A 14874-nucleotide genomic window follows, 5' to 3' on the forward strand; every position below is an offset into this window, starting at 1 on the left:
ACTAACGTTCCAAAACTTTATAGAGTGTCATTATTGTGAATCAATCAGCACCAACAGAACAGTATTCTTACTTAGTGAAGCGAGCAGGGCAAGCTGCCGTGCTAGCCGCATCGTTATTAATTATTGTAAAATTGATTGCTTGGATAATGACAGACTCATCAAGTATTCTAGCAGCATTAACTGATTCATTAATGGATGTGAGTACTTCACTTATCAACTTATTTGCTATCAAAGTTGCATTACAACCCGCCGATGATGATCACCGTTTTGGGCATGGAAAAGCGGAGAGTTTAGCTGGACTCGCTCAAGCTGCATTTATTTCTGGTTCGTCTATTTTCTTAATGATCAACGGTGTTTCTGCGATTATTAACCAACGTGAGATTGGCGCCAGTAATATCGGTATAACGGTTATGCTTTTCTCACTTTTAGTGACCATTTCATTGGTTTTATATCAAGGTTATGTGGTAAAGAAAACCAACAGCATGGCTATCAAAGCTGATGCGTTACATTATCGAACTGATATTGCGTTAAATGGGGCAGTATTGTGCGCTATCATTTTAGCCAGTTTTGGCTTGATTTGGGCTGATGGTGTTTTTGCTATTGCTGTTAGCCTTTATATCTTGCATGGTGCCTGGGAAATCGGGAAGCAATCAATTGATGCCTTAATGGATAAACAACTGACTAAAGAAGATGATCATTTAGTACTTGAATTAGCGCATAAGGTGGATGGCGTACGTGGTGTTCATGATTTAAGAACTCGCTCTTCCGGTAATGTTAAATTCATACAGCTACATTTAGAGTTAGACGATTGGCAAAGTTTATACCAAGCACATGAAACATCAGATAAAGTGCATTTATTGCTTGAACAAAGCTTTCCGAATGCAGATATATTAATACACCTTGATCCTGTATCAAGAGTTGAAAATACAACGAACGAAAAATCGATATAAAAAATACTAGTTAGCTTAAGGACGTATAATGCAAAACAGAATTACTGAGCTGTGGGATAAAATAAGAGATGAAGCATGGGAAAGCTCAAGTAATGAGCCTATTCTAGCAAGTTTCTTTCATTCGACTATTTTAAATCATAAGACTTTTTGTTCAGCATTAAGCTATCAACTAGCAAATCGCCTAGATAGTCGTACCATGCCAGGCATTCTAGTGAGAGAGGTTATTGATGAAGCATTTGAAGCCGATCCAGGTATTATACAAAGTGCAATGGCAGATATTTTAGCCGTTCAAGAGCGTGACCCTGCAGTAGAGGAATATTCGATTCCTTTATTATATTTAAAAGGGTTCCATGCATTACAAATTCATCGTGTTGCACATTGGTTATGGAACGAAAAACGCATTGCTTTAGCACTGTATTTACAAAATCGTAGTTCTGTTATTTTCGGTGTAGATGTACACCCAGCGGCGACTATTGGTAAAGGTATTATGTTTGACCATGCAACGGGTGTTGTTGTGGGTGAAACTGCAGTGATTGAAGACAATGTCTCTTTACTGCAAGGTGTTACTTTAGGCGGAACAGGTAAAGAAAGTGGCGATCGCCACCCTAAAATTCGTCAAGGAGTGATGATTGGCGCCGGCGCGAAAGTGTTAGGTAATATTGAAATTGGTATTGGTGCAAAAGTAGGTGCAGGAAGCGTGGTATTAGAAGCCGTTCCTGCACACACAACTGTTGCGGGGGTGCCTGCTAAAATAGTGGGCAGACCCTCATGTGAAATGCCGTCTCTTTCAATGGAGCAAAATCTTTAATCTGCAATATAAGTAAAGCGGCTTTGTTGTTTCCCATCAACTTCAACTGTTTCTAAAAACATACTTAAAGGTCGTACCCAGGTGCGACCTTCGCCGTATAAAGGGCGATAAATTACCATCTCTTCTTCTGTCTCACTATGAATAGCGACGCCTTCAACCTGATAGAATGGACCCTTATAATGTTGGTAGCGGCCAAGTTGTAGTGGTGTTGTCATTGTTTAGTCCTTAAATAGTCATCATTTTATCGAAATACACTAGCATAGTGGGACTTTAAAGACGATTTTCATTTTTTTTTCATGAAATTTAAAACAAAGGTTGAATAAGCACCTTGGAATGCTTATTCTCACAGCAATCAAGTTATTATTCATTTTGTATTAAGGGTTGTTAAATGACATTCGAACTATTAGAAAAATTAGAAAATAAAATTAACCAAGCAGTAGAAACAATTGCATTATTGCAAATGGAGATCGAAGAGCTTAAAGAAGATAAAGCTAATTTAGCAGGTAAAACTGAACAACTTCAGTCTGATAATGACCGTTTAAATGCTGAGCATCAACAATGGCAAGAGCGTTTAAGTGCACTTGTTGGTAAAATCGAACAAGCAGAAGAAAACGCTTAATTCGTATAAAAATAATATCGAGGTCAAACTCGCTAAATGATTATTTTTAGATAACAAAAAGCCCAATATTAATTGGGCTTTTTGTTATTTAAATGTCGCTAAAATTTTAAAACTCTTCGTCTTCTTCTTCATCATCCTCATCTTCTAAATCATAATCTAGATCTAAAGGATCTGCTGAAATGACAATGCCTGTACTATCGGCATATAAGAAGTCTTCTGGGTAAAAGGTCACACCTGCAAAATTAACCGGCACATTTATTTCACCAATTTCACTGTCTTCAGCGCCGACTGGAATGGCAGTAATCGCTTGAATACCTATATCAAGTTCTTCTAAGGCATCCACTTCACGTACACAACCGTTAATGACAAGACCTTCCCAACCATTTTCAATGGCTAACTCAGCGATATTGGCATTGACTAGCGCACGTCTTAATGAGCCGCCTCCATCTATCAGTAATACTTTACCTGCACCATTTTCTTCTAATGCTTTGTAGATTAAACCTACAGACTCAAAACATTTTATTGTTACTAACTCTCCGGCAAAAGAATTACATCCACCAAAGTTGGTCAATAGTGGTTCAGCTACGTCAATTGTATCCGCGTAGATATCACATAAAGTAGAAGTATTGTAATGCATAAACAGGCTCTCTTTTTAATGATGAAGTAAATCTGTTATTAAGTTTTTAACAGCATAGAGCTAACATACTCTATTTAAATCTAATTTCCAGCCATTTGCTTGAAAATTGTTCATGTTTAGATAGATAGTGCTCAAAAATGTTGGGTTAATAGTAAACTAGGGTAACTTGGTTAAAAGTTGATGACAATGGGGATTAAAATATGAGCTTAATCCGTTCATCGTTGTACGACTAAGGGGCGCTAAAAAAGGGGAACTGTGTTTTTATATCTTCTATATTATAGCGACTTAGCTTAGCTTTTAGGTATTTTTATTAACAGAAAGTGTTTAACTCTCCACTTTCTGTTAATCATGGTTTGATACAGCTAAAAAACTAGTCTAACTCATCAAATGTTGTACGTTCAAAAGACTTTTCACAGTAATGGCATTTTAGTTTTAATGTCTTTTTCTGTTGTACATAAAAGCGTTTTTGAACAGGTTCATTATGACTAATACAGTTACTATTAGGGCAAGCTAATACATCAACAAAACATTCAGGTAATTGTACTTGAAATTTATTAACTACCTTAAAGTCTTTAATTTGATTAATGGTTGCATTAGGTGCAAATAACGCTAGCTGATTTGCTTGCTGATCGTTAAGGATAGTATTTTCAATCTTGATTAAGTCTTTACTCTCCCCGTTATGCGTTGCCAGGTTTAAACCAATAGTAATTTTTTCATTAGTTTGGGTAAATTTAAAAAACTTTAATATTTTTATTCCCTGTTGCGCTGGAATATGATCAATTACAGATCCATGTTCAATCGCTTCAACTTGTAATTTTTTTTGCATGGTAAAACCTTAAGCGTTTGCTTGAAAATGATTAGTTAATAATAAAGCAAGTAATGCTTGGCGTGCATAAACCCCATTTTGTGCTTGTTGGAAGTAATAAGCATAAGGTGTTTGGTCTACATCGATATTAATTTCATCTATTCGAGGAAGTGGGTGTAACACTTTAAGATTATCTCGCACATTGCTGAGCATGCTTGCATTTAATACAAAAGCTGACTTCATATGCTGATACTCAGTTTCATCAAAGCGTTCTTTTTGTACGCGAGTCATATATAGCACATCAAGTTCATCGATGACATCTTCAATATTACTATGGAAAGAGAAGTTAATATTACGCTCATTTAATTCTTCTAAAATGTACTCTGGCATTGCTAAAGCTTCTGGCGCAATGAAGTAAAAATTACAATTAAATAATGATAATGCTTGAGCTAATGAATGAACTGTTCGTCCATATTTTAGGTCACCTACAAAGGCAATATTGAGATTATCTAATCTATCTTGTGTTTCATAGATAGTAAAAAGATCGAGTAACGTTTGCGTCGGGTGTTGATTTGAACCATCTCCGCCATTAATCACTGGAATCGAAGTAAATTCAGAGGCTAAGCGAGCTGCGCCTTCTTGAGGGTGACGCATAAAAAATGCATCCGCATAAGATGAAATAACTTTTACTGAATCAACTAAGGTTTCACCTTTTTGTGCTAATGATGTATTACCACCACTATCAAAGCCAATCACGCTTCCACCTAAACGTTGTACCGCTGTTTCAAATGATAAACGAGTACGTGTAGATGCTTCAAAAAAACAACTTGCAACCACTTTATTTTTTAAAAGATCAGGTTGAGGTGTTTGTTTTAAGGAGTGAGCGGTTTGAAGAATAAGCTCTAATTCAGAACGGGATAAATCGGGAATGGAAATAATATTTTTTTGGTATAGCGGATTGTTCATTTTTTTACACTCATATTGTTAGCCAAGTTAAAGTGATGATGAGATTTAGCAAATTATAGCATTATCAATTGTTTTTGTTGTTATTTATCCATTAAATTTTGATCGCAAGAAATCAGTATAAAGGTTATGCTAAAAATTAAATTTTTTGTTGAGTGGTTAGTTATGTTAAAAGCATCTTTATTTATATTAAGTAGTCTTGTTTGTAGTCAAGTGATGGCTGCAACCTGGCAAGATTTACAGTCCTTATTACCCAAAGGAACACAGGTTTCATATTTAGTCGTTGATGCTAAAAATCATAAAACCATAGCCAGTTTTCAAGATGAGATACTAAAAACACCGGCTAGTGTTCAAAAGTTATTAACTGCAACCACTGCTAAATTAGAGTTAGGTGAAAACTTTCGTTATCAAACAGTGATAGAAGGTGATGGGCAAGGAGTGATTGGTGGTGTCTTTCAAGGTGACTTAAATTTACACTTTAGTGGAGACCCAACACTAACACGGGCTCATTTAAAAAAGATGCTGACCGACCTTAAAGGATTAGGTATTCAGAGTATCGATGGTGACTTTGTCCTTAATAATAGTCATTTCAACGGCTATCAATGGAGTAATGGTCAGCCTTGGAATGATTTATCTGTTTGTTATACATCACCAAGTAATGCCATTATCGTTAATAGAAACTGTGTTTATGGTAATTTGAGTGTTAAAGAGGCTGAAGATACTAAAGCGACTTTATTTGTGCCTGATTATGAACCGATCCTTGTTACAAGTGATATCGATGTGGTGACCAATAAGCAGCGGAATGAAGAGTTTTGTGCATTAGAAGTTAATCGAGATAGCCATAATAAGTTCCATTTATGGGGTTGTATGGTCCCTCGTAAGCGCGCATTCCCTCTGTCTTTCGCAATTAATGATCCTGAACATTATGCTCAACAAATTATTGAAATGGAGCTAAAATCTGTCGGGATTGATTTATCGGGCGAGGTGAAGATCGATTCACAGGAAAAAGCCTACGAAAAATCAGCTATTCTCGCACTTTATCAGTCTCCACCATTAGCAGACTTATTAACAAGAATGTTAAAACGTTCTGATAATTTAATTGCAGACAGTATTTTTAAAACTATTGGTGGCCATTATTACCAGCAGCCTGGAAACTTTCGTAATGGCGCTCAAGCGATGAGAGAGATTCTAAAAAAACATAAAGTCGATCTTGAGAATGCATATATTGCAGATGGCTCTGGTTTGTCTCGACATAATTTAATGAGTGCTGAATTATTAATCACGGTGATGAAATTTGTCTATCAGCAAGATAAAAAGCTACATTTAATGGATAGCTTAGCTGTCTCTGGTGTTGATGGAACACTGAAGTATCACCGCGGAGTAAATGATGAAGCATTAAAAGGCAAGATTATTGCTAAAACCGGCTCATTGAAAGGGGTAGCAAACCTTGTTGGCGTTGTTAAAAGTGATTTAGGCGACAGGTTCTTTGTGTTGATGATTAATGGTTATAATCGCGCATATAGCTCAACCAATGCTAAACAACCTCGTAGTAAAGATGCCTCGGTATACTTATTTGAAAAAGCGTTCTTTAATAGAATATACAGCGGTGATAACAGCTAGTAAATTGGTTTTCACCTAGCTTAATATTTATTTTATTAAGCTAGGTCTACTATTTAACCCTAAACCAGTGATCGGGTTGTCCTTGTTCAAATAGTACGACTCCCGTTGTATTGTGAGGCTGGTTGACCTTGGTTGCTGTACTGATTTGTAATGGATAATGTAGACCATCAAAGTCCAATTGTAACCATTGCTTTTGTTTTTCAACTAATAAACTTTGCCAAGAAAAGCTTTGATTCTGAGAAACAAGAATAGGAGCATGAACACGTGATACACGACTTGAAAATACCAGGCCTTGTGCTTGCTCTTCAAAAATTAACATTTCACAGCCATTTTCTGAACACCAGTCCAATAAAGCAATCGCTTCTTTTTTACCATCTCCATTTAAATCAAACCGAACCGAATTAAAACGTGTTTGTTTAGGATCTGTTTGATGAATTTTGAAGTATTTTTGTATCGCTTGTTGCACTTCAGTATCAACTGTTAAATCGGGGGTAATACTTTCTGGTTCAAAGTCTCTACTGAGTTTTCCATGTGCATTACTTACAACCTCAGAGTCAACTTGCTCCTTTTCAAAAACTAACTCAGAATCTAATCTGATTAAGTGATTATTTCTATTTATCTTATCGCTATAAAGCACGTCATCTTTACGTTGAAAGATGATTTCTTCTTGCGTTTTGTGCTTGTCAGTTTCAGTGAACATGACGACTAAGGTGTGAGGTGAATTACTTTTCCAATAACCTGTTTTAATGATCTTTTGTGTTTCATCTTGCAGCTCATATTGTAATGAATGATCTACATTTAAGGTGAGGGTGCTGGTTGCTTGTTTATTCTGCTCAATAGATTTAGCAAGGTAGTTACCCGCAAAAGGTAGACTCATATTTTTTTTGCCTATTTCCCCACAACCTTCAAAATCACCATAAGCACTACTTACTTGTGTCGTTGCCGCCCAATATGCTTGCTTATCTGTTGAGTAACAGCCATTGCTCTTGATCGTTAATGTTAAAGGTTGTCCTTGCTGATTCACCGCTTCAATATACTTTACTTGTGCGTTATCAATGTGTTGGTTGGATAATGTATAGGATTGATTACTTTCCTTGGTTGCGAAGAATAGACTTCCCTGTTGCAAGTTAATACGCCAATAAGGCGCTTCCCCCTTTGCTTTAAAGTCGAAGGTATCAACTATTTTCGCGCACTGTAGAGAGCTTTTAGCTGCGGCTAAGTGATCTATATGCTCAATATAAGTAATCACTGACGATGAGGAACTTTGATTATCTGTAAATAATATTTCACCGCTAAACTCAATATAAACAGGTGTCTCGCTCGCACCATTGATCCTGTTATAAATGCTCGCTAAGTTACTGTTGGTTTCAACGGGCAATGCATTTGCATGACCACAGGATTGAAAATATGCGTTATTGTTTTTATAAAATAATTTGCCTCTGAAATGGCTACCTTGGAGATCTATAAATTGAGTTTGCTGGGTATTGATTTTTTGGGTATCGGGTGTGGAGTTGTTTGGGGGAGTAGAATTAGAACATGCAGTTAATAGAATGCTCGATATGAACGTAAGATAAAATCGCATAAATTCCCTCAAAAGCAGTTATGAAATTGATATAAGACGATATTATCAATACTTCAATATAAAAGGTCTTGTTGAACGAGGTTAATATTCTTTATTCATTAGCGTAGAAGCCATTTTAATAGGACGCTCAACAAGTCCTGCTTATTATAGATAATTTAGCGTAAAACCTAAAACATGAACTTCTCAACTTATTAAGAAGTTCATGACTTAATTTCAATATGAGTATTTTAGCTTTCTTCGGTTTTCTTTTTACCAGCCCAGTTAGGTTTGCCCTTAGACTTGATAGTACGGTGACGTTGTTTACCCATATCCTGTTTTTTCTTTTGGCGTTTCTCTTTTTGTAAGCGTTTTACTTCTTCTTCGCGTGCTTTGCCTTTTTTAGTTAACGGCTTCTTAGTTTTACGAACGCTCAGTTTAGCTTCTTTGTATTGAGGTCGTAACCCTGGAATCACACGGCGCTTTAAGATTTGGTCAGTATAACGCTCAACCTTAGCTAGCATATCAATATCATGTGCTTCAACTAATGAGATGGCTGTGCCTTTTTTACCGCCACGTGCCGTACGTCCAATTCGATGCACATACACATCTGCACTTCGTGGCATATCATAGTTAATAACATGAGTAATATCAGGTACATCGATACCTCGCGCTGCAACATCAGTGGCAATTAAAATATTTGTTGTACCTTCTTTAAACTGGCGTAATGATAAGTTACGTTTTTCTTGATCCATTTCACCTCTAAGGTAATTACAACGGATATTCAGTTCAGCTAATTGTGCAACTAATGCCGCAAGACGGTCACGTGTTTTAACAAACACAATAATTTTATTAACCTGATCATGCTCTGGTTGTTGTGTCAAAATCACAGCTAATAATTGTAATTTATGCTCTGGATTATCTGCTATGTGTGCGTATTGTAAAATTTTACCACTTTCACGTCGTGTCACTTCTGCATCAAGTTTCACTGGATCTTTTAATACATCACGTGCGAATTCACGTAAGCCTTTACCTTCTAGGGTCGCAGAAAATAGAGCTGTCATTTTGCGCCAGCGTGCTTCACCCGCGATACGGTCCATTTCACCAATGAAGCCCATATCTAACATGCGATCTGCTTCATCTAGCACTAAACATTCTACTTCGCGGCAATCAAATGCTTCTGCATCGATATACTCCATTAGACGACCAGGTGTTGCAATAACGATATCAACAGAGCCCATAATAAGGTCTTCTTGCTCTTGATAAGAAACACCACCAATTATATTGCCCACGACTAATTGTGTTCCTGCAACTAGCTGCTCAGCAACTTCGCTGATTTGTACAGCCAATTCTCGAGTAGGGGTTAAGATTAAAATTCGTGCTGATCCCCCTTTACGACGAGGGTAGTCAATCAATCTTTGTACGGCAGGTAATAAGAAAGCTAAGGTTTTACCTGTACCAGTAGGGGCACTCGCCATGATATCTCGCTCATCCATTGCTGGTGGTATAACTAAGCTTTGGATGCTGGTTGGACGAGTATGGCCCATTTTCGCAACGGCGTTTAAAAGGTGCTGATCAAGCTCTAGCGATTCAAATGACATGATGATTTCCAATACAATAAAACAAAAAAGGCATTATAAAGCAAAGTTGGCATTTAGGGAGAGAATTGTCTATTTATTGGCATATTTATCAAAATATACTGGTTAAATGAAGAGATTAAGAATGTTCTGGATGCGAAGACTGATAATCAGTAAGATTGATTGCTATATTAAGAGTCGATCACCACTTTAGATAAAGGAAATACAGTGTTTGAAATTAATGCGCCTGTAAGTAACGTTCCAAATGAATTTATAACAGCACTTCAACAAAAAATCGATTTAAAAACAAAACCTCAAGGCAGTTTAGGTCTGTTGGAATCAGTCGCATTTAAAACTGCATTGCTACAAGGCACTCTTTCTCCAGTCTTTACTCAGCCGAGTATTATTATTTTTGCCGCTGACCATGGTATTGCTGATGAGGGAGTTAGTTTATTCCCGCAAGTGGTCACAGAACAAATGGTGTTAAATTTTTTAAACGGTGGCGCGGCAATTAATTGTTTTTCAAAACAACATGATATTAATTTAAAAATTGTTAATGCAGGTGTAAAAGCGAACTTTGATGATATTAAACATCCTGACTTTATTAACCAACCGATCGCAAATGGCACGCAAAACTTTGCTAAACAAGCGGCAATGACAGCAGCGCAATGTACTGATGCGATTAATGCGGGGGCTAATATTGTAAAACAACAATACCAAGCCGGCTGCAATGTTATTGGTTTTGGAGAAATGGGCATTGCCAATACCACCTCTGCTGCTGCGATTATGGCGGCTATTTTAAATTTAAAAGGGCAGCAATGTGCAGGTAAAGGCACTGGCATTGATGAAGAGGGGATCTCTTTAAAAGCAGCAGTGATCGATGCCGCCATTAAGCAACATCAACTTTATGACGCCGATGCATTAACCGTATTACAAAAAGTAGGCGGTTTTGAAATTGCCATGATGGTAGGCGCTATGTTGCAAGCCGCGGAGCTGTCTATGTTGGTGTTAGTTGATGGTTTTATTGCATCAAGTGCCGCGTTAGTAGCCAGTGAAATTGATGATAATTTTTTACACTACACGCAGTTTTGTCATCAGTCTGAAGAGCAAGCACATCAACTGTTATTAAATAAAATGAATGCACAACCTTTATTAAACTTAGGACTAAGGCTGGGTGAAGGATCGGGTGTTGCCGTTGCTTACCCTTTATTAGTTTCTTCATTGGCCTTTTTAAATGAGATGGCTTCATTTGCAAGTGCCGGCGTGTCAGATAGCTAATGTTATTTACAGCTAATATAAAGGGGCAATGATGCTGACTAAATTAAAAAAACAGTACTTGTTATTTAACTATGCTATTTCTTTTTTTTCTCGCATTCCCGTTGCCAAAACAACTGATTTTAGCGCTTACCCGTTCCACTTAAGTAATGCCTATTTTCCTGCCGTCGGTGCTATTTATGCATTACTAGTGAGTATTGTTTTTATGCTCAGTGATAGTGTGCTTGGTGAGTCTGTGGTGAGTATTATCCTGATGCTTGTGGCTGGTTTATTACTCACCGGTGCTTTGCATGAAGATGGGGTTGCTGATGCCTGCGATGGTTTTGGTGGAGGCTATAATAAAAAGCAATATTTAGCGATTATGAAAGATAGCCATATAGGCACTTATGGCGTGTTGGGGTTAATCACACTGTTTTCCTTAAAAGTTAGTTTGCTTTCTCAGCTATCGACACAAGGGTATGTTGCTTTTTTTAGTGTGATTTTCTGTGCTTCGGTATTTAGTCGCTTCAGTGCTTTACTGTTAATGCAATACAGTGAGTATGCGCGAGATGATGAGTCCAGTAAGTCCAGCGCATCATCTCAATGCTTACCTGCTCAATATTTATGTGTCGCATTCATTACCGCGTTATTTTCGTTGTTGCTTATGCCCAATATGTTGATATTAATGATTATTATAGTTGTGGGCCTCAGTACTTATTTATGTAAACGCTATTTTGATAACAAAATAGGCGGGTATACTGGCGATTGTTTGGGTTTTTTGCAGCAGTTAAATGAGGTACTTATTTTGTTAATGAGTTTAGCTTGGTGGCATTCTCTGTCATGACTTCAACAAACAATAATACGTTGCTACAGCATCAGATTTACCTTATTCGCCATGGGGAGGTCGCGATCTCTGCTGATATTTGTTACGGCCAATTAGATTGTGATTTAACGGACTCTTTTGAAAACGATGTGATTGCGCTTAGCAATTTTATTCGCCGTCATCAAATAACAGGGCAATCGATGATTATTTCAAGTCCTTTAACACGCTGTTTGAAATTGAGTCGTGCAGCTCAAAAACAAGTAGATGAATCACTCGAATTAAAAGTTAATGATGATTTTCAAGAGATCAACTTCGGCACTTGGGAAGGATTAACTTGGGATCAAATTGGCAAAGAACGTTTAGATGAGTGGAGTCAGAGTCTATTGGATTTCACTTTTCCTGAGGGTGAAAGTGCACATACTTTTGATGCACGAGTGATCAATGCTTGGAAGTTATTAAATGAGCAGTTACGTCAGTTTACTACAAAAAAAGTTATTTTTATTGTTGCTCATGCTGGCGTGATACGTTCAATACTTTCCCACTTTTTACATATTCCCTTAGCGCATGCGTTAACATTAAAGGTAGATAAAATAAGTGTGTCACAGCTTCAAGTCGTGCCAAACCAACCCGCTTTATCAAGATGTGCCGGTATTAATAACCATTTATAACAGGCGTTCTTTACCTTCCTATTTTCCCGCTTCTTGTTTAACGGCCATATTCAGCCTTTAATTCCTGTTATTTAAGGTGTAATAATTTTGTAATTATATTACAAACTTACAGATATTTGATTAAGCGCAAAAAATATATCAAGGATAGGAATAGAATAAGTCATACAAATTGACAATCACAAGCCAATTAACATACATGCAAAATGTTTATTGCTGAAAGTTCGTATTGAATGCCTTTTTATTTGCTACGTGTAACGCTTTTGTGGTCCATATGCTCGGATGTTGCATATAAAAATTTGTTCCCTTTTGATTACTTACTTTAAGGAAAATGTAATGTTAAAGCGTTCCAATTTATTAAGTATCTTGATGATATTTCCTACTCTCTTTTTTTCTACTTCTGTATTGGCAAATACTGGAAATTATCTTGACCTAACATCACATTGGATAGGTTATTTAGCGATTTTACTTTTTGCTTTTGCTTACTGTTTAGTGATGTTGGAAGATGTTATTCATTTACGTAAATCTAAACCTGTTCTAATCGCCGCTGGTATTATTTGGGCTATGATTGGTTTTTATTATTCCCAACATGGTATGAGTCACGCCGGTGAGGCTGCATTTCGTCATAATCTATTAGAATATGCAGAGTTATTCTTCTTTCTGTTAGTTGCAATGACCTATATAAATACCATGGAGGAGCGCAAGCTGTTCGATGCATTAAGATCTTGGATGGTTAATAAAGGTTTTTCATTACGTCTTGTCTTTTGGTTAACAGGGATTTTAGCTTTTTTCATTTCACCTATCGCCGATAACTTAACAACAGCCTTATTAATGTGTGCAATTGTCATGAAAGTAGGTGAAGGAAATCATAAATTTATCCTATTGTCTTGTATTAATATCGTTGTCGCAGCCAATGCTGGTGGGGCATTTAGCCCATTTGGCGATATAACTACGTTAATGGTTTGGCAAAAAGGTGTTGTTGATTTTACTACCTTCTTTGCTTTATTCATTCCTTCTGTAGTTAACTTCTTGATTCCCGCTATTATTTTTAGCTTGTTTATTCCTAAAATGGATACAAAAAGTGATGGAGAAATTATTCAGCTAAAACGTGGTGCTCGCCGTATCGTGGCATTATTTTTAGTGACTATTTTCTTTGCAGTGGCTGGTCATTCATTCTTAGGAATGCCACCGGTACTGGGCATGATGACAGGGCTAGGTTTATTACAGTTTTTCGCGTTCTTCTTACGTAAAACACAAAAAGATCATTATAAATATGCAATGGCACACACAGTAGATAAAAAGGAACATGAGCGTTTACGTGCGCTAGGTAACGGGGCTCCCTTTGATATATTTACTAAAGTCGCAAAAGCGGAATGGGATACCTTGTTATTCTTCTACGGTGTGGTGTTATGTGTTGGCGGATTAGGTTTCATTGGTTACTTAAGCATGGTGTCTGAAGTTATGTACAGTAACTGGGATCCTACTTATGCGAATGTGTTTGTAGGGATGCTTTCTGCTGTTGTCGATAATATTCCGGTAATGTTTGCAGTATTAAGTATGCACCCTGACATGAGTACTGGGCAATGGTTGTTGGTGACCTTAACAGCTGGCGTTGGCGGCAGTATGTTATCTATCGGTAGTGCTGCAGGGGTTGCGTTAATGGGACAAGCGAGAGGTATTTATACCTTTGGTGCACACTTGAAGTGGACTCCTGTGATTGCATTAGGTTATATCGCGAGTATTCTTGTGCATTTATGGGTTAATGCTTCATACTTTTAAAGCTTTTAGGAGTACTGTTATTGCAATAGTACTCCTTTTTCATCGTTATTTGATGGTTCATGGTCAACATCTTTTTTACATTCAACAGCTAACCTTTTGTTATAAAAAGTAAGTTTAGAGCTAGGCTCGTTTTGAATAATAATTTGTAAATTACCCTCACTTAATCTTTTTCAATAAATTCAATCAGTGCATTTGTTTATTCATAAAACCACTACTATATTTATTAATAGGCAGCATGCTTTTTTGATTTAAATTCTTTTATTTTCAATGCTTTAAAGTTTTTCCCTTTCTTTTTTTAGAAATTTAACTTTAAAGTGTTTGAATAAGTTGAAAGTGATTGAAGTATGTAAAACATGTTGAATTTTTAAGTTAAATTAAGGATTAATCATGAAAAAGATAAATAAAGGTTTTACATTAATTGAGCTATTAATTGTGATTGCAATTATCGGTATTCTTGCTGCTGTCGCAGTCCCTTCCTACAATAATTACACCAAAAAAGCCAAGTTCTCGGAAGTGATCATGGCCGTCACACCTATTAAACAAGCGGTTAACTTATGCGCGCAAACACAAGGTACTATCAAGCAAGAGGATTGTCCTGGTACAGATGAGATAGGGGACTTTGGATTAGTAGAAAGTGTAATATATTCATCTTCAGAAACAGACGATAAAGAGGTTGGGGTGATTACCGCTTCAGCTAAATCTGAAGGTGGTTTAGAGGGTGAAGAGTATAAATTAAACGGTACACTTGGAGGTAATGGTCAAGTTACATGGGTAAAAGATACCAATGCTACCTGTAATGCTGCGGGTCTTTGTTAA

General features: G+C 36.9%; 15 protein-coding genes. 9 read left to right on the forward strand and 6 right to left on the reverse strand.

What is annotated here, in order from left to right; all coding sequences use genetic code 11:
- Positions 1 to 35: 35 nt before the first annotated feature.
- Both V6256_RS00130 and cysE read left to right on the forward strand, forming a co-directional pair.
- Entirely contained in the window at positions 36 to 950 is a 915-nt protein-coding gene (locus tag V6256_RS00130; RefSeq protein WP_341595937.1) for a cation diffusion facilitator family transporter, read from the forward strand.
- A 28-nt stretch (positions 951 to 978) separates the two neighbouring features.
- On the forward strand, positions 979 to 1758 hold the full coding sequence (gene cysE / locus V6256_RS00135) for a serine O-acetyltransferase (RefSeq protein WP_341595938.1): 780 nt from the start codon (positions 979 to 981) through the stop codon (positions 1756 to 1758).
- On the opposite strand, the gene V6256_RS00140 is transcribed toward cysE, so the two are convergent.
- A complete protein-coding gene (locus V6256_RS00140) occupies positions 1755 to 1973 on the reverse strand; it encodes a DUF1653 domain-containing protein (protein WP_341595939.1) in 219 nt (72 codons plus the stop codon). The two genes, cysE and V6256_RS00140, sit on opposite strands and share 4 nt — an antisense overlap.
- 173 nt (positions 1974 to 2146) lie before the next feature.
- Between V6256_RS00140 and V6256_RS00145 the strand changes: the two genes are divergently transcribed.
- Positions 2147 to 2377: a cell division protein ZapB gene (locus tag V6256_RS00145; protein WP_341595940.1), complete on the forward strand. Its 231-nt coding sequence runs from the start codon at positions 2147 to 2149 to the stop codon at positions 2375 to 2377.
- 106 nt (positions 2378 to 2483) lie between these two features.
- Here the strand turns inward: V6256_RS00145 and rraA are convergent, their stop codons facing one another.
- From rraA to pyrB, 3 genes are all read right to left on the reverse strand, one after another.
- On the reverse strand, positions 2484 to 3014 hold the full coding sequence (gene rraA, locus V6256_RS00150) for a ribonuclease E activity regulator RraA (RefSeq protein WP_341595941.1): 531 nt from the start codon (positions 3012 to 3014) through the stop codon (positions 2484 to 2486).
- A gap of 370 nt (positions 3015 to 3384) precedes the next feature.
- Positions 3385 to 3840 (reverse strand): aspartate carbamoyltransferase regulatory subunit, encoded by a 456-nt coding sequence (gene pyrI / locus V6256_RS00155; RefSeq protein ID WP_341595942.1) that lies wholly within the window; start codon positions 3838 to 3840, stop codon positions 3385 to 3387.
- A 9-nt stretch (positions 3841 to 3849) separates the two neighbouring features.
- Positions 3850 to 4785 carry an aspartate carbamoyltransferase gene (gene pyrB, locus V6256_RS00160; RefSeq protein WP_341595943.1) on the reverse strand — a complete coding sequence of 312 codons (936 nt, stop codon included), beginning with the start codon at positions 4783 to 4785 and terminating at the stop codon, positions 3850 to 3852.
- A gap of 126 nt (positions 4786 to 4911) precedes the next feature.
- Here pyrB and dacB point away from each other — a divergent pair, with 126 nt between their 5' ends.
- Positions 4912 to 6402 carry a D-alanyl-D-alanine carboxypeptidase/D-alanyl-D-alanine endopeptidase gene (dacB, locus tag V6256_RS00165; RefSeq protein WP_341595944.1) on the forward strand — a complete coding sequence of 497 codons (1491 nt, stop codon included), beginning with the start codon at positions 4912 to 4914 and terminating at the stop codon, positions 6400 to 6402.
- 49 nt (positions 6403 to 6451) lie between these two features.
- On the opposite strand, the gene V6256_RS00170 is transcribed toward dacB, so the two are convergent.
- Together V6256_RS00170 and srmB are read right to left on the reverse strand one after the other, a co-directional pair.
- Entirely contained in the window at positions 6452 to 7984 is a 1533-nt protein-coding gene (locus tag V6256_RS00170; protein WP_341595945.1) for a hypothetical protein, read from the reverse strand.
- A gap of 227 nt (positions 7985 to 8211) precedes the next feature.
- A complete protein-coding gene (srmB, locus tag V6256_RS00175) occupies positions 8212 to 9561 on the reverse strand; it encodes an ATP-dependent RNA helicase SrmB (RefSeq protein ID WP_341595946.1) in 1350 nt (449 codons plus the stop codon).
- 204 nt (positions 9562 to 9765) lie between these two features.
- Between srmB and cobT the strand changes: the two genes are divergently transcribed.
- The 5 genes from cobT (at position 9766) to V6256_RS00200 (ending at position 14874) form a co-directional block, all read left to right on the forward strand.
- Entirely contained in the window at positions 9766 to 10815 is a 1050-nt protein-coding gene (gene cobT / locus V6256_RS00180) for a nicotinate-nucleotide--dimethylbenzimidazole phosphoribosyltransferase (protein WP_341595947.1), read from the forward strand.
- Positions 10816 to 10846: 31 nt separating this feature from the next.
- Positions 10847 to 11635: an adenosylcobinamide-GDP ribazoletransferase gene (gene cobS, locus V6256_RS00185; RefSeq protein ID WP_341595948.1), complete on the forward strand. Its 789-nt coding sequence runs from the start codon at positions 10847 to 10849 to the stop codon at positions 11633 to 11635.
- Positions 11632 to 12282, forward strand: a complete 651-nt coding sequence (locus V6256_RS00190; protein WP_341595949.1) for a histidine phosphatase family protein — start codon at positions 11632 to 11634, stop codon at positions 12280 to 12282. Before cobS ends, V6256_RS00190 begins: the two co-directional genes overlap by 4 nt.
- Positions 12283 to 12615: 333 nt before the next feature.
- Entirely contained in the window at positions 12616 to 14058 is a 1443-nt protein-coding gene (gene nhaD, locus V6256_RS00195) for a sodium:proton antiporter NhaD (protein WP_341595950.1), read from the forward strand.
- Between the two features lie 387 nt (positions 14059 to 14445).
- A complete protein-coding gene (locus V6256_RS00200) occupies positions 14446 to 14874 on the forward strand; it encodes a pilin (RefSeq protein WP_341595951.1) in 429 nt (142 codons plus the stop codon).

Origin of the sequence: Psychromonas aquatilis (assembly GCF_038155185.1) — a bacterium.
Lineage (GTDB): Bacteria > Pseudomonadota > Gammaproteobacteria > Enterobacterales > Psychromonadaceae > Psychromonas > Psychromonas aquatilis.

Excerpts from the sequence above, each read along its gene's own strand:
- cysE (WP_341595938.1), top strand. The coding sequence starts at position 979 with ATGCAAAACAGAATTACTGAGCTGTGGGATAAAATAAGAGATGAAGCA.
- V6256_RS00140 (WP_341595939.1), bottom strand. The coding sequence starts at position 1,973 with ATGACAACACCACTACAACTTGGCCGCTACCAACATTATAAGGGTCCA.
- V6256_RS00145 (WP_341595940.1), top strand. The coding sequence starts at position 2,147 with ATGACATTCGAACTATTAGAAAAATTAGAAAATAAAATTAACCAAGCA.
- rraA (WP_341595941.1), bottom strand. The coding sequence starts at position 3,014 with ATGCATTACAATACTTCTACTTTATGTGATATCTACGCGGATACAATT.
- pyrI (WP_341595942.1), bottom strand. The coding sequence starts at position 3,840 with ATGCAAAAAAAATTACAAGTTGAAGCGATTGAACATGGATCTGTAATT.
- pyrB (WP_341595943.1), bottom strand. The coding sequence starts at position 4,785 with ATGAACAATCCGCTATACCAAAAAAATATTATTTCCATTCCCGATTTA.
- dacB (WP_341595944.1), top strand. The coding sequence starts at position 4,912 with ATGCTAAAAATTAAATTTTTTGTTGAGTGGTTAGTTATGTTAAAAGCA.
- V6256_RS00170 (WP_341595945.1), bottom strand. The coding sequence starts at position 7,984 with ATGCGATTTTATCTTACGTTCATATCGAGCATTCTATTAACTGCATGT.
- srmB (WP_341595946.1), bottom strand. The coding sequence starts at position 9,561 with ATGTCATTTGAATCGCTAGAGCTTGATCAGCACCTTTTAAACGCCGTT.
- cobS (WP_341595948.1), top strand. The coding sequence starts at position 10,847 with ATGCTGACTAAATTAAAAAAACAGTACTTGTTATTTAACTATGCTATT.
- V6256_RS00190 (WP_341595949.1), top strand. The coding sequence starts at position 11,632 with ATGACTTCAACAAACAATAATACGTTGCTACAGCATCAGATTTACCTT.
- nhaD (WP_341595950.1), top strand. The coding sequence starts at position 12,616 with ATGTTAAAGCGTTCCAATTTATTAAGTATCTTGATGATATTTCCTACT.
- V6256_RS00200 (WP_341595951.1), top strand. The coding sequence starts at position 14,446 with ATGAAAAAGATAAATAAAGGTTTTACATTAATTGAGCTATTAATTGTG.